Origin of the sequence: Xanthomarina arctica (assembly GCF_014638915.1) — a bacterium.
GTDB classification, from domain to species: domain Bacteria; phylum Bacteroidota; class Bacteroidia; order Flavobacteriales; family Flavobacteriaceae; genus Xanthomarina; species Xanthomarina arctica.
Window position 1 is genome coordinate 283,008 of the sequence record NZ_BMFQ01000004.1, and the last position, 22,000, is coordinate 305,007.

Below are 22,000 nucleotides of genomic sequence, written 5' to 3' on the forward strand. Positions count from 1 at the left end.
TAACTTATGAAAAACCTATTTAAATTAACGTTTCTTACTCTGTTTTTAATAACAGGATTTATCGCTTGTTCTAGTGATGATGACGTTTCCTCAACGGAAGAAGTAAATGAAGAGAATGAAGAAAATGAAGTTGTAACACAATTACATGCTGCTTATGCCGCATTTAATACAGAAGCTACAGATATTTATTTATCTAATAATGGAGCAACAGTAACCATAGAAACAACGGGGTTACCAGATCATGAAACAGTATACTGGGGTGTTGGTAATGAGTTGTATAGAGACGAGCCTGATGTAGCATTAACACCTTCTATTATGTCGAGTAATAACAATGCTGTAACTATTACAGTAGATGCCGTGCCAAATTTAATAGGGAGTACAGTAAGCACAAATTTCGATACCATAGGTATTGCTGTTAGTGGCGCTTCGATATTTAATGATCAAGAAGGTGGTGGAGCTTTGGATGCTGCAGCAGCTAGTTTAGATTGGACAGGAGCTCATATTGGTCCAGGAGTGTATCATTATCATTTAGAGCCAAAAGCATTCACTGACGACGATGAAAACTTAGTAGGAGTATTACTAGACGGTGTTTTTCTTTATGGAAGAAAATGTATCGAAACTGGAACTTATCCTACAGATTTAGATGCTTCTGGTGGTCATACAACGGCAACTCAATATACAGATGGTGTTGAAGAGTATCACTATCATATAATTAACGAATTATATTCTAATACTGGTTCATACATAGCATTTGCTGGACCTTACCAAGGTTACTAAATGAAAGCATTTAAACTATCTTTATTATTTTATTCAGTTTTTCTTATGGGTTGTAATTCTACAACGCATAAGAAGAATACTGCTACTAGTAATTTTAATAAAGTACAAATAGATACAACTCGAATTATTAATAAGGATAGTTTAATTTTAAATGGAAATACTGGAGTTTGGACTTATAATCAAACACCTTTTACTGGTTTTGCGGTTCAGTTTTATGCCAATAATTCTTTAAAAGAAAAGACAGGCTTTTTTAATGGTAAAAAAGAAGGCGTTTACCATGTTTGGTTCGATAACGGAGAACTTAAATTAGAATCCAATTATAATCAAAACTCACTGGAAGGATCTTACAAATCTTGGTGGATTAATGGTGTTTTGGCTTCTGAAACTAATTATGTAGAAGGAAAAAAGCAAGGTGAAGAACGCCATTGGTTTTCTACTGGTAAGATTTCTAAAATAAGAAATTTATTAAATAACCAAGAGGATGGCCTACAACAAGCTTGGCTGGAAAACGGAAAACTTTATGTAAACTACGAAGCAAAAGATGGACGTATTTTTGGCATGCGACGAGCTAATTCCTGCTATCAATTAAAAGATGAAGTTGTAATAAGAAAAGAAATTTAATTTTATGAAATATCTAAGTATTCTTTTGGTTCTATTTTTCATAAGCTGTAATAAGGATGTGAAAAAAGAAAATATGGTTGTTGTGGAAGACAGCCGAGTTGATTATTTGCCATATTATAATGAGGAATCTTTTACTCCAAATTGGATGACACCAAATTCGACGGAAGAAAAAGCATTTCATAAAATTCCAGACTTTTCACTAACAAATCAATTAGGTGAAACAGTTAATCAAAATACGTTTGAGAATAAAATTTACATAACCGATTTCTTTTTTACTAGTTGCCCTGGTATTTGTCCGAAAATGACTGATAACATGTTTAAAATACAGGAAGCCTTTAAAGACGATGAGGATGTTTTGTTGCTGTCACATTCCGTTATGCCAACTACAGACTCTGTGTCTGTTTTAAAAACGTATGCTAAAACCTATAATGTTATGGACCATAAATGGCATTTGGTTACTGGGGATAAAAATGAAATTTACAGTTTAGGAAGAGATCAATATTTTGTGGAAAATGATTTAGGAGAACCAAAAAATATTGACGATTTTCTGCATACCGAAAACTTTTTACTAATAGATAAAAACAAACATATTAGAGGTATTTATAATGGTTTAAATAGAGCTTCGGTTGCACAATTAATTACAGATATTAAATCGCTTAAATTAGAAAATTAATTATAATTAAAAACATGAAAAAAATAACTACTCTACTATTGCTTTTACTCGCTTTTACAAATATGTATTCGCAAGATTTTTATGACGCAGAAACGGTTCAAACCATCGAAATAGTTTTCGCAGAAAGCAACTGGGATGCCTTACTAGATGCAGAGAAGGCCGGAGATAATAATTATACAGAAGCTGTTTCTGTAACAATTAACGGAACTACTTTTAATCAAGTAGGCGTTAAATATAAAGGGAATAGTTCTTATAATGCCAATCAGACTAAAAATCCATTTCATATTGAATTAGATACCTATGTAGATCAAAATTATGGAGGATATACGGATATCAAACTGTCCAATGTTATTTTTGATCCTTCATTTGTAAGAGAAGCAGTAGCCTATAATATAGTTCGTAATTATATGGATGCACCACAAGCTAATTATGCCAATATTTATGTTAATGGTACTTTAATTGGGTTGTATACAAATGTAGAGTCAATTTCTAAAAAGTTTGTCAATAATCATTTTGGATCAAATGAGAATGCTTTTTTTAGTTGTAGTCCTCCAGATGGTGCAGGGCCACAATCTACAAATTTGCCCAACTTGTCTTATTTAGGAACCAGTAGTTCAAGTTATGATGATGCTTATGAAATAAAATCAGATGATGATGACGATCCAACTGTTGCCGAAGCTCATTGGGATGATTTAATAACACTAACAAATACATTGAATAATAATGTGACTGATATTGAAACAGTGTTGGATGTAGATAGAGCTATTTGGATGCTTGCTTTCGATAATGTTATGGTAAATTTAGATAGTTACATCGGACAATTCAAACAAAATTATTACTTATATAAAGATGATTCTGATAGATTTAATGCTGTAGTTTGGGATTTAAATATGTCCTTCGGAACATTTAGTCAAACTGGAGAAAGTAGTGGTGGGCCAGGAGGTCCAGGTGGCCCAGGAAGTGGATTAAATTCAACTACTGAAAAGGCGCAATTGGACCATTTATTGCATGACACGAGTAGCGATTTCCCATTAGTTTCTGAATTATTGGCAATCCCTCGTTATAAAAAAATGTATTTAGCTCATTATAAAACCATATTAACTGAGCAAATAACAAATTCAAATTACTTAACATTAGCTAATGATTATCAAAGTATTATTGATGCATCAGTGCAGGCAGATGTAAATAAATTTTATACATATGCACAATTTAATAGTAATATCAATTCTGATGTTAATTTAGGAACGAACACTGCTAGTGGCTTAACACTCTTAATGAATGCAAGAGGAACTTACCTTTCTGCCTTGTCAGATTTTACAGTTACTCAACCAACTATTAGTGATATAATGGAAGATAATTCTAATCCTGAAATTGGTTCTGTAATAAATATTACTAGTAATGTTGTTAATACAAATTCAGACGCCGTATTTTTAGGATATAGAACCAATCAAAATGCACCTTTTACAAAAACTTTAATGTACGATGATGGAGCACATAACGATGGCAATGCCAACGACGGTGTTTATGGTCTTGATTTAACAATTTCAGAGGAATACACACAGTATTATATTTATGCTGAAAACAACAATATTGGAGCTTTTTCTCCTGCGAGAGCGGAACATGAGTTTTATACGATAAATGCTACTTACCAAACTTTAACAATTGGAGATTTGGTTATCAATGAAATTATGGCTTCCAATGAAACAACTGTTACAGATCAAGATGGTGAGTATGACGATTGGTTAGAACTGTATAATAATAGTTCTGAAACCTTGAGTTTAGATAATTTATACTTGTCTGATGATCCAACAGACTTATTAGCTTGGCAATTTCCTTCAGGAATAACTATTGCCCCAAATAGCTATTTAATAGTTTGGTGTGATAAAGATGATGATCAAGATGGTTTACATGCAGATATCAAATTTTCTGCAGGAGGAGAGAGTGCTATTCTATCTTATGCAGATGGTACCATTATCGAAGATATTACTTTTGGAGAACAAGAAGATGATATGGGCTACGCCAGAATTCCAAATGGAACAGGAAGTTTTGTTATCCAAGCGCCAACTTTTGGAGCCAATAATGAAACATTATCTGTAGAAAACTATAGCTTATTAGACACTTTAAAAGTGTTTCCTAACCCTACAAACAATCTTTTAACTATTCAGAATACCTCAGATAGTATAGAAAGTATTACAGTTTATAACATGCAAGGGCAACTATTATTTCAAAATAAATATAATAACAGTAATCGTATAGAATTAGATTTTTCCTCTTACTCAAAAGGAGTTTATATGGTTCATGTTAATAATACAACAACATTAAAGATTATAAGAAATTAAGTTTGGTTTATTTTTTTTTGAAAGCTTAGCTGTAATGGCTAAGCTTTTTTTTACTTTTATGGAAACATAAATCAACATGAAACAAGCATTCTTTGTTTTTATAGGGCTCCTATTTTTTGTATCCTGTAAACAAGACGAAAAACCCATATTTGTTCCTAGAACTATAAGTGAAGTTCAAATTAGTGACTTCCTCGAAGATTCGTTATTAAGTATTAGAGCCATTGATATTTTAGATGATAAAAGTCTGGTTTTTGCTTCCAATAATGGTGCTTATGGTCTTTACAGTCCAATTAAAAGAAATTGGCAAATATCCAAACAAGAGTCTACTATCGATTCAGTACAATTGGAATTTAGATCGATTGCCCATACCACTACAGATTTTTTCATGCTAAGCGTTGGTGATCCTGCTTTATTATTTAAAACGGGAGATCAAGGTAATATGAATTTAGTTTATCTAGAAGAGCATCCAAAGGTGTTTTATGATGCCATGGCTTTCTGGAACGATCAAGAAGGAATTGCTATTGGAGATACTACAGATTCATGTTTAAGTATTATTGTAACTAGAGATGGTGGCAAAACATGGAATAAAATTCCATGTAGTAACCTTCCAAAAGGAATTGAAGGAGAAGGTGCCTTCGCAGCTAGTAATACAAACATTTCTATAGTTGGAGATAACACTTGGATAGCAACTACAGCAGGAAGAATTTATTCTTCAAAAGATAAAGGAGTGTCTTGGGATGTGGTACAAACTCCTATAATTCACGAAAAGGAAACAGAAGGAATTTATTCTTTAGATTTCTATGATGAACTTAACGGTTATGCCATTGGAGGAGATTACACCAATCCTGACAACAATAAGGCTAACAAGATAAGTACAATAGATGGCGGTAAGACTTGGAGCTTAATTGCAGAGGGGCAAAATCCAGGCTATAGAAGTTGCGTACAGTATATTCCAAATAGAGAAGGAAAGGAGCTTGTAACTGTAGGCTTTAAAGGAATAGACTATAGTAATGATGGAGGTAATACTTGGAAAAATTTAAGTAAAGAAGGTTTTTATACAATTCGCTTCCTAAACGATAGCGTAGCTTACGCTGCAGGCCAAGGAAGAATTAGTAAATTAAATTTTAGATAAAAAAAGGAAGCCATTGGGCTTCCTTTTTTTATGGTTTATTTTTATGTTCAGAATGTTGCCTTTTTCTGTATTCTTCAAACATTTTTTTATTGAAATCGTCTTCAGCCTTTTTTAAAAGCACAATTTTTTTTGCCGAAATAACTTTTTGTAAATCGGTTATAAGATTGTTATAAAGCTGACTTCTTTTATTATTGAAGGTTTTCATTTCAACAAGCATAGCGTTGGCTTCCACTTCAGTTAAATTAGTATAATCAATATCGCTTTTGTCTTTATGAGCTTCTTCTCTCAAAGCACTTTTGCTTTCATCGAACTTATTATAAATAGGCCAAAATTTTTCAGCTTCAGATTTAGAAAGATCTAATTGCTCTGTAATGTAAGCGATTTTAAGTGCTTTAATTTTTTCGTGTTTATCCTGAGAAAAACCTGTTAGACTTAGGAGTATAAACAACAATAATAGGATACTTTTTTTCATTTAGTTTATAATGTTATTCAGATATGTAATCTTCAAAATCTGATGAGTTGTATAAATAGTTTTCAAGTGAGGCATCACTTATGGATTCTCCTAAAATAAAAGTTGAAATGTCAATATCTTCAATTATTTCGGCTTCCATATTGGAAGTTTCAAATTCTTGGTTAGAAACATAATTCTCTAACGCCTCATTTTCTATGGAGTCGAAGGTTATGTTGTTATCAAAAACTTGGAGATTAAATAATAATATAATGGTTGCCGCAATACTTGATACGGTAATAAAAGTGCGTGTCGAAATTAAAGACCTTACTTTAGTTTCTTTATTATTCGAAATTTGTTGAAGCACGCGATCCTCAAGAGTTTCAAAATAAATTTCAGGGGTTTTAAAAACTGATTTGTTTATTTTTTCATCTAGATGAATTTGTGCCATAATAGTATCTTCCAAATTGGAAAAATAATTTTCAGGTGTTTTAAGCCCTGAATGCTCTATGTTATGTATCTTATTCTTTTTCATCTTATCGTTTAGACTATTTAAAAGGTTAATAGTTTAATGATTAGTTAAATAGTCTTGTATTTTTTTGGTGGCAATGTGGTAGGATGCTTTTAGAGCTCCTTCACTTGTTTCAAGTATTAAGGACATGTCTTTATATTTGATGTCTTGAAAATACTTCATATTAAATACTAGTTGCTGTTTCTCGGGCAATTTTGCTATGGCTTCTTGTAATTTGTATTGAATGTCGTCTCCTTCAAAATAAACATCGGCCTTCAGGTTATCTATAGCTAATTGTTGCATTTCTTGGTTTGAAATTTGAGATTGTTTTGCTCTCTTCTTTATAAAGGTTAAAGATTCGTTGGTTGCAATTCTGTACATCCAAGAATAGAGTTTACTTTCGCCTTTAAAGCTTTGTATGTTTTTATAAACCTTTATAAAAGTATTTTGAAGGACATCGTCTGAATCATCATGAGATTTTACTATATGTCTTATATGCCAATATAATCGCTCTTTATAAAGGGTCATTAACTCCCTGAAAGCAGCTTCTTTATTTTGGTTGGATTGAAGTTGTTCTAATAATTTAGATTCGTCTATCACCTGATGATTTTAAATTAGACTTTACAAAGTAATAAAAGTTTAATGTGAAAAACATTGAAAAAGTTAAAATATTGTTAATCAGTAAATTAATTTAAAAAACATCGACAAAAAGCATTTTTACAAGGATTAACTGTGTTTTTTATTTGGTTAGTATCGCAATTTGTTTTATGTTTACAGGAATCAACCTACTTATTTGTTAGTTTTCCCCAAACCTAACAAGAACAAAAAAGGACTATATGAAAATATAGTCCTTTTTTCTAATTTCCTTTTTATAAACGTGTTATTCGAAGCTTTGCATGTCCACAAGCTTCTTGTACATTCCATTTTTGTCTAACAATTCCTGATGAGCGCCTTGTTCTACAATTTCCCCTTTTAACATCACGATAATTTCATCCGCATTCTGGATAGTCGATAATCTGTGAGCTATAACAATAGAGGTTCTGTTTTTCATCATATTCTCTAAAGCAATTTGTACCAAACGTTCACTTTCTGTATCTAGAGCAGAAGTAGCTTCATCTAATATCATAATTGGAGGGTTTTTAAGTACTGCTCTTGCAATACTTAAACGTTGCTTTTGTCCTCCAGAGAAATTATTTCCAGCATCTCCCACATTGGTTTCAATACCTTTTGGTAGATCTTTTACAAATTCCCAGGCATTGGCAATTTTTAAGGCATCCATTACTTCTTCATCAGTAGCATTTGGTTTACCTATTAAAATATTGTTTTTTATGGTATCATTAAATAAAATGGAGTCTTGTGTTACCAAACCCATTAAACCTCTTAATGACTTTTTAGTGACATTTTTAATATCATTCCCATCTACGGTAATGCTTCCGGCGTTAATGTCGTAAAACCTGGTAACTAGGTTAGCAATAGTACTTTTTCCAGAACCCGATTGCCCAACAAGAGCAATGGTTTTTCCTTTTGGAACCTTTATACTAAAGTTTTTAAGAACCAGCTCGTTATCGTATTTAAATGAAATATTATTAACAGCTAACTCGTTGTTAAAACCATTTAATATAGTCGCATTTGGGATATCGGCCAAATTATCGTCTTCGTGTAAAATTTCGAAAACACGATCGGCTGCTGCCATACCATTTTTCACTTTATAAGAAGCTTTACTTATCGCTTTTGCAGGAGTTAGTATGGCATAAGACAGTCCCATAAACACTAAAAAATCGGTACCTTCAATTACTTTATCTACAAGCACCAGTTGCCCACCATACCATAATAAAACAGCAATAGTAGTAATGCCCAAGACTTCACTAACAGGTCCAGCTAGATTATTTTTTAAACCTATTTTATTAGATAATCTAAGTATTTCATCAGATGATTTGACAAAAATATTTCTGAAGATAGGTTCTGCATTATAACTTTTAACAATTTTTAAACCGGTTAAAGTTTCTTCAACAATGGATATTAATTTTCCAGATTCTTGTTGTGCTTTTAATGAATTACTCTTTAAGCTTTTTCCCAATCTAGAAATTAAAAGTCCAGCAATAGGTATAAATAGTAACACAAATAGGGTTAATTTCCAGCTAAAAGCAAACATAAAAATTAAAGAAAATATAATGGTGGCTGGCTCTCTTACAACAAGCTCTAGTACAATAAAGAATGAATTTTGCATTTCGCTAATATCACCTAGAATTCTAGCCATAACATCGCCTTTTTGTCTTTTTGAATAAAAACTTAAAGGAAGCTCAATAATTTTGTTGTACATATCTTTTCTTAGGTTATTAAGAACCCCGTTTTTAAGATACATCATATGTTGCATGGACAAATAACCAAACAGATTTTTAAGTAAAAATGTTGAAATAACTAATGAAATAACAATGAATAAAGCCATTTGTGCATTTCCTTCCACTAAATAACTGCTAACTCTATAGTTTAAAAGTTGCTCACCATATGTTTTTATACCTGAAATACCACTCCATATAGGAGCTTCTGTGACCACAGATGTTTTATCGAATAAAACATTTAACATGGGCATTAAAGAGATAAAAGCTAGTGCACTAAACAAAGCATATAATAAATTAAAGAAGACATTTAAAAAAACATGTTTTTTAAACTTCTTAATATAAGGTGCAAGTTGACTTATTATTTTCTTCATTTAATTAAGTTGCATATCCTTAATGATAGCATCAATCTTGGTTTCCAATTTTTGTTCCGTAATTTCAAAATCTGCGACTTTGCTTAACGTTGTATTTGCACTAATATAGAATTTAATTTTTGGTTCTGTTCCACTTGGACGCAAAGCAATCTGACTGCCATCTTCTGTGTAATAAATTAACACATTGGATTTTGGAATAGAAATGGTTTCTTCCTTACCAGAAAGGAGATTTTTAATTATAGAGCTTTGGTAGTCTTCAATTCTAATAACTTTCGAATTATTAATAACTGTAAGTGGTTTTTTACGAAAATCAATCATCATTTGCTTGATTTCTTGAGCGCCTTCAATTCCTTTTTTAGTGATTGAAATTAAGCGTTCTTTATAAAGCCCATGTGCAACGTATAATTGAATTAATTCTTTATACATCGAACTGCCTTTAGCTTTTGCTTGAGCAGCAATTTCACAAGCAAGTAAAGTAGCGGTTACGGCATCTTTGTCTCTAACAAAATCGCCAACCATAAAACCAAAACTTTCTTCGCCACCACCAACAAAATCGAGTTCAGGGAAGTCTTTAATCATTTTAGCAATCCACTTGAATCCTGTTAAGCCAATTTTGCATTCAACATCAAAGGCTTTTGCCAACACTTTCATCATTGGAGTGGAAACAATGGTAGACCCTATAAATTGGTTACCATTAATTTTTCCTTTTGTTTGCCATTGTTTTAATAAGAAATCTGTCATCATTACCATGGCTTGATTTCCATTAAGCAAGGTCATATTTCCATTTAAATCTCTTACAGCTATTCCAATTCTATCACTGTCAGGATCTGTTCCTATAACAATATCTCCATGCACTTTATCCGCTAAGGCTAAAGCCATTTTTAAAGCTTCAGGCTCTTCAGGATTAGGAGATTTGACTGTTGGGAAATCGCCATTTGGTTTAGCTTGTTCTTCAACAATACTTACGTTGTTGTATCCTGCTTGTTTTAAAGTTTCTGGAATAATAGTAATAGACGTTCCATGTAACGAGGTGAAAACAACATTTAAATTGTCTTTAGCTTGTTGAGGTGTATTAAAACTTCCGTTTTTTATAGACGCTTTAATAAAGACATCGTCAACTTCTTTTCCTATATATTCAATTAAAGTTTCGTTGGCTTCAAACTTAATTTCAGAATAATCTAAATTGTTTATTTCGTTTATTATTTCAGCATCTTGAGGTGGTACCAATTGGCCACCATCTTGCCAATATACTTTGTACCCATTGTATTCTGGCGGATTATGCGATGCCGTAAGCACGATGCCACAATGGCAACCTAAATGCTTTAAAGCAAAGGATAATTCTGGAGTAGGACGTAAGTCTTCAAATAAAAATACTTGAATGTTATTTGCAGAAAAAACATTAGCTACTAGTTTTGCCAAGGACTGACTGTTATGTCTGCAATCGAAAGCAATAGCTACTTTTATAGGTTCGTTTGGAAAGGATTGATGTAAGTAATTACTTAATCCTTGAGTATTTTTTCCAAGAGTGTATTTATTGATTCTGTTGGTGCCAATTCCCATAACCCCACGCATGCCACCAGTTCCAAACTCAAGATTTTTATAAAAACTCTCTTTAAGTTCTTCAGGGTTGGTTGCGATTAAGTTTTTTATATAGTCTTGTGTATCGGTATCAAAAGCTGGGGTTAACCACGTATTTACTCTTTCTAACAATTCAGGTTCAATGTATATCATATTAAAAAAATGTGATGCAAAAATAAGGATTTCAAAAAAGATAAAAGTAAAATGCTATCTAAATTATCTAAAAGCCTAGATATTTAGTTCATCCTTAATTAAATAGCGATTTTTTTCTTCTTTGGTTCTTAGAAGTATTTCTCCTAAAAAACCAGCCACAAAAAATTGGGTTCCAATAATCATGGTTGCCAAAGCAATATAGAATTGTGGACGTTGAGTAATTAATCTTCCATCTATATGAAAGAAAAGTTTATCGATTCCAATATAGATTGCAAATGCAAATCCAATTGCAAACATGATAAAGCCTAAAGCTCCGAATAGATGCATAGGCCTTTTTCCAAAACGCGATAAAAACCAGATAGTAATTAAATCTAAGAAACCATGGATAAACCTGTCCATGCCAAATTTTGTTACCCCATATTTTCTGGCTTGGTGTTGTACAACTTTCTCACCAATATTAGTAAAACCTGCATTCTTGGCCAAAACAGGAATGTATCGATGCATTTCGCCATTAACATCAATGTTTTTAACAACATCTTTATGGTAAGATTTTAACCCACAGTTAAAATCATGAAGTTTTACACCAGAAGTTTTACGAGCGGCGTAATTAAATAATTTTGAAGGAAGGTTTTTAGATATTACAGAATCGTAACGTTTCTTTTTCCAGCCAGATACCATGTCGTACTTTTCTACAACAATCATGTTGTAAAGTTCTGGGATTTCTTCAGGATTATCTTGAAGATCTGCATCCATAGTAATGATAACGTCGCCTTGAGCTTTATTGAAACCAGCGTGAAGCGCTTGCGATTTCCCAAAATTCTTTAAAAACCGAATGCCTTTAACATTAACATCTTTTTCTGCTAATTGTTTTATGATTTTCCAAGAATCGTCTGTGCTACCATCGTCAATAAAAATGATTTCATAAGAAAAATGATTGGTTTGCATAACCTTTGCAATCCAATCATGTAATTCGTTTAATGAGTCTTGTTCATTAAGTAGTGGTATAACTACAGATATATTCATGTATCGTGTTTCAAGATTGAAAGCTCAAAAGTAAAGAAATTATTTAAGCTTGAGGGTCTTCTTTTTTTACTACTAGGGCAACAATAAGTCCTACAACGCTAAAACCTAAAAGCTGAAAAGCGATAGACTGCAATACTTTGGTTAAAGAAAACATATTTTCTTGTTTTTCCATTTCTTCAACTACTTCGGCAATAGTTTCTTGAGGAGCACCAAAACTACGCATCATTTCTACTTGTGTATCTAATAATTTATCTTTTAGAATATTTGCCGCTTCTGGATCAATAACATTAAATATAATATAGCTAACAAGAGAACTTATTATAATACCAATGGCTACAGTAAAAAAATAAGATGAAAATGCATCTTTGAAATTAATAAATCCTCCTGACAATTTTTTGGAGGTCATTGCAGAGATGATACCAAAGATAATTACCAAAATCATTAATCCTACACCATACCACCATTGGGTAAATAAGCCTATGTTTACAGCATAAGCAAATACAGTTAGTAAAGATAAAGCCCCTCCTAAGTAAAGACCGTAGTTAATTCCATTCGATTTAATTGAAGTTTCCATATTAATTATAAGTTAGTTATTTTTACAGTTAGTTAGTAAACAAATATAGCAAAACGTTACAGCTTATTTTTGAAAAACAATAAAACTTGAAAAAATAAAATCAAAAGTATTGTTCATTAGTAAAAATTACTTAAATTTGCACCTCGAAAATAGAATACAATTAAAGCGATTAGCGATGAAAAAAGGTATACATCCAGAAAATTATAGATTAGTAGCATTTAAAGATATGTCAAATGAAGATGTGTTTTTAACAAAATCAACTGCTAATACAAGTGAAACATTAGAAGTAGAAGGTGTTGAATATCCATTAATAAAAATGGAGATTTCAAGAACATCTCATCCATTTTACACTGGAAAATCTAAATTAATTGATACAGCTGGACGTATCGATAAATTTAAAAACAAATACGCTAAGTTTAAAAAATAAACTTAGTCGCAGCATATTTATAAAAGCCTTAAGAATTTTCTTTAAGGCTTTTTTTGTTTTCTAATTTTAAGTTACTTTTGATTTAATTAATGCGAGTTTACTGTTTGATATGCAGAAACTTTAAAATTTATCCTTCTCATGAACTATATTCTTTTTGATGGTCCTTCGCGCAATAATTTGTTGCCATTTACTTTTACACGCCCAGTTGCAGATATAAGAATAGGTATTTTAACCATTAGAGAAAAATGGGAAGCTTATCTTGAATTCACCACTACCACAGTTACTGAAGATTATTTGTCTGACAAATTTCCCATGGTGGAAATGGATGAAAACATCATGATCAACGCCTCTTTCTTGCCAAACCAAGCCTTGGTTGAAATGATTAGAAACCTGGAGGAAAATCAAGCTATTTTCAATAACGAAGATGTAATTGCTTTTTATACTAAAGACACGCAAGATGATATTGACTTAGAATCTTATGAAGCTATAGAATATGTTGACGATATTATAAAGATTGAATACTCTTGGGATATTTTTTCAAAAAATGGAGAAGCCATTCTGGAAGATTTTGAATTATTAACTAATAATCGAAAATCTCAACTTATCCCAGCAACAGTAAATACCATAAACGCCGAGTCTATTTTTATTGAAGAAGGAGCAAAATTAGATTTTGTAACTCTTAATGCTACAAATGGACCTATTTATATAGGTAAAGATGCCGAAATTATGGAAGGAAGCATTATTCGTGGTCCTTTTGCTTTGTGCGAACATGCAACTGTAAAAATGGGAGCTAAAATATATGGTCCCACAACAGTGGGTCCATATAGTAAAGTAGGAGGTGAAATTAATAATTCAGTTATTTTTAGCTATTCAAATAAAGGTCACGATGGATTTTTAGGAAATTCTGTCATAGGAGAATGGTGTAATCTTGGTGCAGATACCAATAATTCCAATTTAAAGAATAATTATGCTGAAGTGAGGCTTTGGGATTATGAAACTGAAAGCTTTTCTAGAACTGGGTTGCAGTTTTGCGGATTAATGATGGGAGATCATAGCAAATGTGGTATCAATACCATGTTTAATACAGGAACTGTTGTTGGTGTTAGTGCTAATATTTTTGGGAGCGGATTTCCAAGAAATTTTGTTCCTAGTTTTTCTTGGGGAGGAAGTTCTGGGTTTACTACTTATTTAACTAAGAAAGCTTTTGAAGTAGCCCAAGTAGTTATGTCTCGAAGAGATATTGAATTTACTACGGAGGATGCGGCTATTTTAGAACACGTATTTGAAGAAACAAGTAAATATCGTAGGCAATAATTAACCGTTATTAAAAAATATTTTAGTCGGACTAATTTTTAATATTCTAAAAAATAACTAGTTATGGCTATTTATTAATTAAATAGAACAAAAAATCTTATGTAGGTTTTAATGGATGCGCTCTTTTAACACTTTATTAAGTACGAATTCCTAGGGCAAAATGACGTTTAATCGATAATTTTGTTACTTTTACCGATATTTTCAAATACTCGGTGATGATTAAGCAACTCTTTTCTAATCATAAACAATTTGCATTGTTGTATTTTACAATGCTTTTAATTGACATACTTGTAAAATTAAATTTACCTCCATTTCCATATAGGCTAATTTCTAAGCCCTTTTTATTATTGCTCTTGTTTGGATATTTTATTTTTAATAGAACTGGGAATAATAAAAGAAAGCAATTGTGGATGTCCTTAGCGATTCTTAGTTTTTTTGTGGGAGATTTACTTATAATTAATAGTGTAGATATTATTTTTATAGGTTTGAGTTTACTTGTTTTTTCAATTGGTAAAATATTTTTCTGCTTTAAATTTTCTCATAAAAGGGATTTTAAAATTTCAAGATTAGTTCCGTTAACTATTATATTATTTTGCTATATTATTTTTTTTACGGCAATTCTCTTAAATAATCTCAATAACTTCTTTTTCCCAGCTTTAATCACCTTTTTCTTAACATTATTGATGTTTCAGTTTGCGTATTTAAGAAAGGATGTTTTTAATAAAAAAAGTTATTTTTGTGTTCTCTTTGGAGTCTTATTATATTCATTTAGTGAGGGTTTAATGGCCATTAAAACCTTTAAATTTGATTTACCATTCCAAGATTTTGCTATTATGTTCTTTTATGGGGTAGGGCTGTATTTTATAGTTTATGGTGTAGTAAATGAAAAAGAGGAAGAACATGAGTTGTTAGAAAAAGAAGAGGAGGAAATCAATTTTTCATAACGCGTTTTAAATCTAATAAGTTTAATACCTAGCCACTTCATCATAAAACAATGTATATTAGGTGTTTGATGCGTTTTTTGTAATGGAATAATTATTTATTTACAACCAGGCCAGTAAAAAAATAGAAGTAGATAATGTAGTTGCTTCTATAAGAAATATAGAATATACAGATCAATTTGTAGCTATTGAAGACTATGTGTAAAATAAAACATAGAAGATTAGAAGCTATAAAAAAAAGCGACTCCTATTACAAGAGTCGCTTTTTTTGTGTCAATCTTTATTTAATTACTTTACAATTAATTTGGTTGTATATACTTTTCTAGAGTGAATTTTTAAAATATAGACACCTGTAGGTAAATCTTGAGTAATTAACGAATATTTATTGTTATTTACGTTTTTAGTAGAATAAACTAATTGTCCAGTAGTGTTGTAAATATCAATTTTATCGATTGGATATTTAGAAGAAATAACACTTGGTTTATTGCTTGAAGCAGGGTTAGGATAAAGTTGTATACCTTCGTCAATAGAATATTCATCTGTACCTAATGTTTGCTCTACAACTTGAAAATCAACTCTATTAGAAACTTCATTATATGAGTCATTTGTAAACATAACTAGAAAGTAATTACCTTCATCCGTTGGTAATTCTGGACTTGTAACGCCTATAGTTCCATCTGCTAAGCCATCAAAATAAGTGTAGCTTATTAAAGGGTCTACATTAGGATCTGTGTTTTCTGGATAAATACCTAACCAATCTTTTACAATTCCAGGAGCATCGGTCCAAGTAGCAACAATATCTTCTCCTAAATCATAAACGGGTTTGTTTATCCATAACTCAGTTACAATATCACCAACTTTAAAGAAAACCTTGTTACCAATTGCATTATAACTGTCCTGAATGTAATATTCAGCAAAATAATAGCCTTTTGGAATACCTGTAAAGCTCATGTTTTCGGTTGATGAACTTACATATTGAAAACTTGCGGAAGTATTTTCTCCTGCAGTCTGTCCCATTTTATATATTCCAATCCAGTCATTGGTTAATTGTGGTCCATTTGTAAATGAAATGTTGATGGTGTCATCAATACTATATTCTTCCGCATCTGTAATTAATTCTGGTACAGCCCCAACATAGAAATATTGTCTATCGGCAATTTCTGTGTAGCCCCCATTTTCAAAAATTGCTGCGTAATATCTACTAGAGTTTGGAAGCGTAAAAGTTAGACTTCCGTTTGCCGTTCCATCTGTATAACTCCAAGTTTGAGATGGGCTTGAGCCACTAGGTGTTTGGGTATCAAGATATAGTCCAATCCATGTGCTAGTAGATTGTGGTGCATCTGCATATTGAATAGTTATAGTGTTATTGACATCATACGTTTCTGCATCGAGAGTAATACTTGTGTTAGCAAATGAGCTACCGGTTATAGTAAATAATTTCGATTCGCTCCAAGAAGACCATTCTAGGTTTCTATCTCTATAGCGAACTTTTACATGATAATCACCATTAGGGATTTCGTTTTCGGCGATAGTCATAACTTTAATATTGAGACCCAAATTAATATCTACGGTGGAGTCACTTTGTGTTTCAAACATACCAAACAGGTTTTCATAATCTCGGTATACTTCTTTTTCAATGACATTAAAATCGGCAGTTTTTGAGATTAAAAATTGCGATGTATTTAGTAATTCATTGGTTGAGGTTTGATAATCAGAACCTGCAATTGTTAAAGGAAGGGTTTCTTCAGCGGTAAATTCATTTTCAATTATAGGTTGGTTTGGAGTCGCCGTATTTTTGTATCTATGGAATTCATCCATGAGTTGATTGTTTTTCCATTTGTAAATACTCCCAATGGAATAGCTTTCTACATCCATGGTACCATTTTCTACATCAATATCAATAATTTGATACATCCAATTGTTAATGGTTTTTTGAACATCTTCAAAATCTTGTTCGGTTGCCATTCCCCAATATTGGTCCCAAGCAGTTCCACCAGAAATAATGTTGTAAGCTGGTGAATCTTTTAATTGGCCCCTGTGGTATAAATGATGATGTGCCCCAATATGTAAAATAAATTTAGAGGAAGATGTAAGAAGTGGTACAGCCGAATTTCTTACCCAAGGTGAAATATCTCCAACATATTGTTCTGCTTGATAAGGTCTGTGACTTAATGAAATAATCCAATCGACTGTAGAATCTGTATTTGCAGCGCTAACTATTTGTTGTAACCAACTTAATTGCTGCGAACTTGTATGTTCTGAACTTAAACTGATAAACAAAACATTTCCAGCCTGCATGGCATAATAATTTTCTGTTCCAGATGAAATACCTTGATATGTATAGCCATCTAAATAAAAATGATCATAGTAAGCCTCCATGCCTAAAGAGCCATAAGTTTCATGATTCCCTACAGTAGTATGAATAGGAAGATTTGAAGATAATTTGGTGTTCTTTTTAAAATGAATGTTTTCGTATTGATTTAAGTTTCCTATATCAACTTGATCCCCAACCATAAAAGTTAAGGCAACATTATCTTCAGGATCCAAATTGGTACCCCATTTTTGCTTAATCTTTCTGTGAGCCGCTGAAACTAACGAGTCGTATCTAGAAGCAGTTAATTGATTATCGCCCATAATTAAAAAACGGATATGACCATCTTCGGTGGCAGCTTCACCAGGGTTTGGAAGGGTTTTAAAAGAGAAAGTTTCAGATTCTAAACTTCCAGTTTTAATTTTGTAATAATACTTTGTGTTTGGTGATAAGTTAATAAGTTTAGCATTGTGATATAGATAGTTGCCAGTGTATCCACTATCCGTAAAAGCATTTGTGTTACCAGTAACAGTTGTATTTAAATTATTTTCTTCAATACCATATTCTACAATGGTTTCTGTGTTTGAGTCTGTTTTCCAGCTAACATAAATAGATGTAGGTGTTACAGATTGAAGGTAAGGGTCAAGATTTTGAGCGCTTGTGAATGTTGAGTAGCACATCAAAAAAAGTAAGGAGTAAATTAGTTTCATGAGAGAGTTTTATTTTTATGTAAAACTATCTTAAGAAAAGAGGATAAGGATTAAGTGATTATTACCAAAAAGCTACAAGAAGCTTATTTAAAAGTTATGTAGGTTAAATTAAAGTTACCTGTATAAAATGAATTGGAATTATTGAAAATTAAGGGTAATCTGTTTTTCTAGATGGAAATTTATTTTACTTTTTGGACTCGTTTTAAATCCAATAGATTAATAGGATTTATGCCCAAGCCTTTAATATCTTTTCTTGTAAATCGAACTACTTCATCATAAAAAAGTGGGACAATGGGTGTGTTGTCCATAACCAAGCTATCCATTTTTGAATAAAGCTTTTCTCTTTCTGTAATATTTGTTTCGGTAAATGATTGTTCGAACCACAAATCGAATTGTTCATTTTTAAAATGGGTGTAATTTGGTCCGTTTGGAGCAAAATTTTTACTGTAATATAAAGATAGGTAGTTTTCAGCATCTGGATAATCGGCTACCCAACTAGCTCTAAACATATCTAATTTACCATTTGCTTTTGCATCCTTTAAGGTTGCTGCAGGAATAACATCAACTTGAACAGTAAGTCCAATTTTTTGTAATTCGCGTTGAATAAATTCGCAAAAACTCAAATAATTACTTGTAGTTGTAATAGTTATCTCTGGATTATTGATACCTGTTTCCGTTTTAAACTGTTCAATTAGTTGTTTTGCTTTTTCAGGGTTATAAGTAAAACCTATTGTTTCGTTATAGCCAGGTAATCCTTTAGGAATAAAACCTCCATTTGCAGGAATTCCAATACCATTCCTAAGATAAATCATCATCTTTTGTCTATCGAAACCATAATTTACCGCTTTTCTTAAAACTGAGGATTGAATTTCAGGAAGACTAGAATCCATATAAAAAGCTAAATATTCAGTGTTTAAATAGGGGCCTCTAATCATATTAACATCATTAACATATTGCTCTCTTAGATCTCCTTTTGCTGTTAATATTTCATCTTTATATGAAGCATCCAAACCTGAAACATAATCTAAATTGCCTTGAGCAAATTGTAAAAATTCACTTTGCTTATCGGGTAAAAAAGTTATAGCAACGGCTTCTAAATAAGGCAATTGATTTCCCTTTTCATCTATTTCAAAGTAAGTTTCATTTTTTCTAAAAACCAATTTAATGTTTTCTTCCCATCGTTTAAACTTAAATGGACCAGTGCCTATTGGGTTGGAGCGGAAATCACCTTTATAATGTTCCACAATTTCATGTGGAACAACCGAGCAATATTTCATTGTAAGAAGGCCTAAAAAAGCAGGGAATGCTTGTTTTAATTGAATTTGAAAAGTAGTATCGTTTATCGCTTCAAATTTTTCAACTTTATTTAAAACCCAACTCCCTGGAGATGCAATTTGTTGGTCTAATAAGCGATTAAAGCTATATTCAAAATCTGATGCTTTTACAGTTCTAGTGGAGTCTATACCAAATAAATGATGTTTGTGGAAAAGAATATCATTTTTAAGAGTAAAAGTATAGGTAAGTGCGTCATCAGAGATATTCCAGCTTTTTGCAATGGCTGGTTCTACATTTAATGCTTCATCCATTTGTACTAAACCATTGAATAATTGATTGACAGCCCAAATATCTGCATTGTCTTTTGCAAATGCAGGATCTAAAGAACCTATATTTTTATGTTCGTTATAACGAAACACGTTTTGAGTTTGTTTTTTAGTTTTGGTACAGTTAAAAAAGAAGAGGAAAAGTATTACGCAATATTTCATTTATTAATTAAATATATTATATTTATAAAATTATTAATATAAAACTTTAAAATTATGAAAAAAAATTACATTCTATTATTATTATTAAGCATTTTGTTTGTCTACACAACCAATGCACAAATAACTTTATCAAATAATGTAGGTAGTACAATAATACCTGGAGCAAGTGTTTCTTGTCCTGGTGGTGATAATCACTTTGCAAGACAATTTACATTAGCTGATTTTGGAGTTACAGGAGAATTTCAGCTAACTAGTGGAGAATTTGGTATTGAAACTATTAATGGTATAGAAAGAAACATTACAGTAAATGTATATAGTTCTGATGGGAATTTTCCAACAAGCTTACCAGGTGCTTTATTAGGTACTCAAGTTGTAAATGTTCCTGCAACTACTCCTGCTGCGTCAGTTATCAGTTATAGTTTTACTACGCCAATAACATTAGCAACAACAGAAACGTATATTGTAGTAGAATTAGTTCAAGGTGTTACTGACGCTACTGCACTATATATTGGGGCTACTGCAGAACAAACTTCTATTGCATATCTTAAATCGGATGCATGTAGTTTGGATACTTACGGTAATCCAGCTGATCTTGGGGATTTTCCAGGTGCGTTTTTTTATATCGTAGTTTCTGGTGATATTTTAGGAATTGAAGAATTTGGTTTAAATAGCTTATCTATTTTTCCAAATCCTGTAAACAATGTGATTAACATTGAATCACCTAATGCTATAAAAGTTAACAACGCTATAATTTATTCTATTACTGGTCAAGTAGTTTTAGAAGTTCAAAACAGAACGAAACTAGATGTTTCTAATTTAAATTCTGGAATTTATTTATTAAAAATTGAAACCGATAATGGAAGTATTACTAGAAAAATTATCAAAAACTAGTATTATTTTCTAAATAATTTATTTTTTAAAAGAGCGCTTTATTCAATTAAAGCGCTCTTTTTTGTTGATATAACAATCCTATTTTTCCTGTGGGAAAAATCAAAATATTGTGATACTAAATTTTATTTACTAGTAATGAATTAGTAATTTTATGACCTATAAATCTTAAATTTAAAATCATGAAAAAAAATTACATTCTATTTTTATTTTTTGGAATATTTTTTTTGCAAATAAACGCTCAAACTGATTGTTCGCAAAGCAATGCTCCAACTTTAACTACGGTTATAAATACCAATCCAGAAGGAGTTAACCAAAGTGTTGCCTTAGACCTTCTTGTGGAGGCAGGGACCCAATTTAATTTAGAGAGTGTTACTGTTTTATTCCTTTCTAATAATGGTGCCGCTCTTAATTCAACTGGAACAGTTAGTGTTTATAACGCTTCTGGAACGCCTGGTCCGGGAACCATTATTACTACAGAGACAATGGCGCCAACGGCAGTTACTCAAACAGGAGTCATTTCCACTTACACTATGTTTAATGTAACCTTTACTTTTACTTCTCCTGTTGTATTAGATAATACGGCTGGTACTTCAGGAGCAACTTTTTGGGTTGGGTTTAATATGGGTAATGTGGCTGGATCTGAAACTGGGATTGGTGGAGGAACGAGTTCGGTTGTTGGGAACGCTTATGCATTCAAAAATAACAACACTAGTGGCATTTGGGCTGTTACAACTAGTGGAGTTGATGGAATTTATACCTTTAATGGGACATGTTCTTTAGGTGTTGATGAATATGCATTATCCAATGTGTCTATTTATCCAAACCCTATGAGCAATGAGGTTAATATTAATTTACACAATTCATTACAGGTAAACAGGGTTACCATTTATTCCATCACTGGACAAGAGGTTTTAAAAGTAGAGAACAAATCAAAATTGGATGTTTCTAAATTAAATCCTGGAATTTATGTATTAAAAATAGAAACCGACGAAGGAAGTATTACTAAAAAGATGGTTAAAAACTAGGTTTAAGGTATAAATAGTTTTAAAAAAAGAGCGCTTTAATTATTTAAGGCGCTCTTTTTTATTAATTTTGCATTCATGT

At 31.7% G+C, this 22,000-nt stretch carries 19 protein-coding genes; 10 read left to right on the top strand and 9 right to left on the bottom strand.

The features are described 5' to 3' along the window. Nucleotides 1–6: 6 nt before the first annotated feature. The 5 genes from IEV77_RS16320 to IEV77_RS16340 all read left to right on the top strand — a co-directional run bounded on the left by IEV77_RS16320 (nucleotide 7) and on the right by IEV77_RS16340 (nucleotide 5,542). Nucleotides 7–777, top strand: a complete 771-nt coding sequence (locus IEV77_RS16320) for a YHYH protein (protein ID WP_188466774.1) — start codon at nucleotides 7–9, stop codon at nucleotides 775–777. Next, nucleotides 778–1,398: a toxin-antitoxin system YwqK family antitoxin gene (locus tag IEV77_RS16325; protein ID WP_188466776.1), complete on the top strand. Its 621-nt coding sequence runs from the start codon at nucleotides 778–780 to the stop codon at nucleotides 1,396–1,398. A 4-nt stretch (nucleotides 1,399–1,402) separates the two neighbouring features. Continuing rightward, a complete protein-coding gene (locus IEV77_RS16330; RefSeq protein WP_188466778.1) occupies nucleotides 1,403–2,071 on the top strand; it encodes an SCO family protein in 669 nt (222 codons plus the stop codon). 14 nt (nucleotides 2,072–2,085) lie between these two features. After that, nucleotides 2,086–4,410 (top strand): CotH kinase family protein, encoded by a 2,325-nt coding sequence (locus tag IEV77_RS16335; RefSeq protein ID WP_188466780.1) that lies wholly within the window; start codon nucleotides 2,086–2,088, stop codon nucleotides 4,408–4,410. A 76-nt stretch (nucleotides 4,411–4,486) separates the two neighbouring features. Next, nucleotides 4,487–5,542, top strand: coding sequence for a WD40/YVTN/BNR-like repeat-containing protein (locus IEV77_RS16340; protein WP_188466782.1), 1,056 nt, complete (start codon nucleotides 4,487–4,489; stop codon nucleotides 5,540–5,542). Nucleotides 5,543–5,570: 28 nt separating this feature from the next. Here IEV77_RS16340 and IEV77_RS16345 read toward each other — a convergent pair whose 3' ends face one another. The 7 genes from IEV77_RS16345 to IEV77_RS16375 all read right to left on the bottom strand — a co-directional run bounded on the left by IEV77_RS16345 (nucleotide 5,571) and on the right by IEV77_RS16375 (nucleotide 12,539). After that, a complete protein-coding gene (locus tag IEV77_RS16345) occupies nucleotides 5,571–6,014 on the bottom strand; it encodes a sensor of ECF-type sigma factor (protein WP_188466784.1) in 444 nt (147 codons plus the stop codon). Between the two features lie 13 nt (nucleotides 6,015–6,027). Continuing rightward, the gene (locus tag IEV77_RS16350; RefSeq protein ID WP_188466786.1) at nucleotides 6,028–6,525 is read right to left on the bottom strand and encodes a hypothetical protein; all 498 of its coding nucleotides are present in this window, start codon (nucleotides 6,523–6,525) and stop codon (nucleotides 6,028–6,030) included. A 33-nt stretch (nucleotides 6,526–6,558) separates the two neighbouring features. Continuing rightward, nucleotides 6,559–7,101, bottom strand: coding sequence for an RNA polymerase sigma factor (locus IEV77_RS16355; RefSeq protein WP_188466788.1), 543 nt, complete (start codon nucleotides 7,099–7,101; stop codon nucleotides 6,559–6,561). A 280-nt stretch (nucleotides 7,102–7,381) separates the two neighbouring features. Beyond that, the gene (locus IEV77_RS16360) at nucleotides 7,382–9,211 is read right to left on the bottom strand and encodes an ABC transporter ATP-binding protein (protein ID WP_188466790.1); all 1,830 of its coding nucleotides are present in this window, start codon (nucleotides 9,209–9,211) and stop codon (nucleotides 7,382–7,384) included. Further along, nucleotides 9,212–10,942 (bottom strand): phospho-sugar mutase, encoded by a 1,731-nt coding sequence (locus IEV77_RS16365; protein ID WP_188466792.1) that lies wholly within the window; start codon nucleotides 10,940–10,942, stop codon nucleotides 9,212–9,214. A gap of 75 nt (nucleotides 10,943–11,017) precedes the next feature. Next, nucleotides 11,018–11,965 carry a glycosyltransferase family 2 protein gene (locus IEV77_RS16370; RefSeq protein WP_188466794.1) on the bottom strand — a complete coding sequence of 316 codons (948 nt, stop codon included), beginning with the start codon at nucleotides 11,963–11,965 and terminating at the stop codon, nucleotides 11,018–11,020. A gap of 43 nt (nucleotides 11,966–12,008) precedes the next feature. Continuing rightward, entirely contained in the window at nucleotides 12,009–12,539 is a 531-nt protein-coding gene (locus tag IEV77_RS16375; protein ID WP_188466796.1) for a DUF4199 domain-containing protein, read from the bottom strand. A 175-nt stretch (nucleotides 12,540–12,714) separates the two neighbouring features. On the opposite strand from IEV77_RS16375, the gene IEV77_RS16380 reads away from it, so the two are divergent. The 3 genes from IEV77_RS16380 to IEV77_RS16390 all read left to right on the top strand — a co-directional run bounded on the left by IEV77_RS16380 (nucleotide 12,715) and on the right by IEV77_RS16390 (nucleotide 15,224). Then, entirely contained in the window at nucleotides 12,715–12,966 is a 252-nt protein-coding gene (locus IEV77_RS16380; RefSeq protein ID WP_188466798.1) for a type B 50S ribosomal protein L31, read from the top strand. A 138-nt stretch (nucleotides 12,967–13,104) separates the two neighbouring features. After that, nucleotides 13,105–14,280, top strand: a complete 1,176-nt coding sequence (locus tag IEV77_RS16385) for a GlmU family protein (RefSeq protein ID WP_188466800.1) — start codon at nucleotides 13,105–13,107, stop codon at nucleotides 14,278–14,280. Between the two features lie 269 nt (nucleotides 14,281–14,549). After that, nucleotides 14,550–15,224, top strand: a complete 675-nt coding sequence (locus IEV77_RS16390) for a lysoplasmalogenase family protein (protein ID WP_229736702.1) — start codon at nucleotides 14,550–14,552, stop codon at nucleotides 15,222–15,224. A gap of 285 nt (nucleotides 15,225–15,509) precedes the next feature. Here IEV77_RS16390 and IEV77_RS16395 read toward each other — a convergent pair whose 3' ends face one another. Then, complete coding sequence (locus tag IEV77_RS16395) at nucleotides 15,510–18,242, bottom strand: fibronectin type III domain-containing protein (RefSeq protein ID WP_188466802.1); 2,733 nt, start codon at nucleotides 18,240–18,242, stop codon at nucleotides 15,510–15,512. A gap of 179 nt (nucleotides 18,243–18,421) precedes the next feature. Further along, nucleotides 18,422–20,005: an ABC transporter substrate-binding protein gene (locus tag IEV77_RS16400; RefSeq protein WP_188466804.1), complete on the bottom strand. Its 1,584-nt coding sequence runs from the start codon at nucleotides 20,003–20,005 to the stop codon at nucleotides 18,422–18,424. A gap of 54 nt (nucleotides 20,006–20,059) precedes the next feature. On the opposite strand from IEV77_RS16400, the gene IEV77_RS16405 reads away from it, so the two are divergent. Together IEV77_RS16405 and IEV77_RS16410 are read left to right on the top strand one after the other, a co-directional pair. Further along, entirely contained in the window at nucleotides 20,060–20,896 is an 837-nt protein-coding gene (locus IEV77_RS16405; RefSeq protein WP_188466806.1) for a T9SS type A sorting domain-containing protein, read from the top strand. Nucleotides 20,897–21,075: 179 nt separating this feature from the next. After that, on the top strand, nucleotides 21,076–21,921 hold the full coding sequence (locus IEV77_RS16410) for a T9SS type A sorting domain-containing protein (protein ID WP_188466808.1): 846 nt from the start codon (nucleotides 21,076–21,078) through the stop codon (nucleotides 21,919–21,921). Nucleotides 21,922–22,000: the final 79 nt, after the last annotated feature.

What these genes read in the sequence shown, in the direction of transcription:
- IEV77_RS16380 (WP_188466798.1), top strand. Translation starts at nt 12,715, where the DNA reads ATGAAAAAAGGTATACATCCAGAAAATTATAGATTAGTAGCATTTAAA.
- IEV77_RS16410 (WP_188466808.1), top strand. Translation starts at nt 21,076, where the DNA reads ATGAAAAAAAATTACATTCTATTTTTATTTTTTGGAATATTTTTTTTG.
- IEV77_RS16400 (WP_188466804.1), bottom strand. Translation starts at nt 20,005, where the DNA reads ATGAAATATTGCGTAATACTTTTCCTCTTCTTTTTTAACTGTACCAAA.
- IEV77_RS16320 (WP_188466774.1), top strand. Translation starts at nt 7, where the DNA reads ATGAAAAACCTATTTAAATTAACGTTTCTTACTCTGTTTTTAATAACA.
- IEV77_RS16390 (WP_229736702.1), top strand. Translation starts at nt 14,550, where the DNA reads ATGCTTTTAATTGACATACTTGTAAAATTAAATTTACCTCCATTTCCA.
- IEV77_RS16370 (WP_188466794.1), bottom strand. Translation starts at nt 11,965, where the DNA reads ATGAATATATCTGTAGTTATACCACTACTTAATGAACAAGACTCATTA.
- IEV77_RS16360 (WP_188466790.1), bottom strand. Translation starts at nt 9,211, where the DNA reads ATGAAGAAAATAATAAGTCAACTTGCACCTTATATTAAGAAGTTTAAA.
- IEV77_RS16375 (WP_188466796.1), bottom strand. Translation starts at nt 12,539, where the DNA reads ATGGAAACTTCAATTAAATCGAATGGAATTAACTACGGTCTTTACTTA.
- IEV77_RS16350 (WP_188466786.1), bottom strand. Translation starts at nt 6,525, where the DNA reads ATGAAAAAGAATAAGATACATAACATAGAGCATTCAGGGCTTAAAACA.
- IEV77_RS16385 (WP_188466800.1), top strand. Translation starts at nt 13,105, where the DNA reads ATGAACTATATTCTTTTTGATGGTCCTTCGCGCAATAATTTGTTGCCA.
- IEV77_RS16365 (WP_188466792.1), bottom strand. Translation starts at nt 10,942, where the DNA reads ATGATATACATTGAACCTGAATTGTTAGAAAGAGTAAATACGTGGTTA.
- IEV77_RS16325 (WP_188466776.1), top strand. Translation starts at nt 778, where the DNA reads ATGAAAGCATTTAAACTATCTTTATTATTTTATTCAGTTTTTCTTATG.
- IEV77_RS16345 (WP_188466784.1), bottom strand. Translation starts at nt 6,014, where the DNA reads ATGAAAAAAAGTATCCTATTATTGTTGTTTATACTCCTAAGTCTAACA.
- IEV77_RS16405 (WP_188466806.1), top strand. Translation starts at nt 20,060, where the DNA reads ATGAAAAAAAATTACATTCTATTATTATTATTAAGCATTTTGTTTGTC.
- IEV77_RS16340 (WP_188466782.1), top strand. Translation starts at nt 4,487, where the DNA reads ATGAAACAAGCATTCTTTGTTTTTATAGGGCTCCTATTTTTTGTATCC.
- IEV77_RS16395 (WP_188466802.1), bottom strand. Translation starts at nt 18,242, where the DNA reads ATGAAACTAATTTACTCCTTACTTTTTTTGATGTGCTACTCAACATTC.
- IEV77_RS16335 (WP_188466780.1), top strand. Translation starts at nt 2,086, where the DNA reads ATGAAAAAAATAACTACTCTACTATTGCTTTTACTCGCTTTTACAAAT.
- IEV77_RS16330 (WP_188466778.1), top strand. Translation starts at nt 1,403, where the DNA reads ATGAAATATCTAAGTATTCTTTTGGTTCTATTTTTCATAAGCTGTAAT.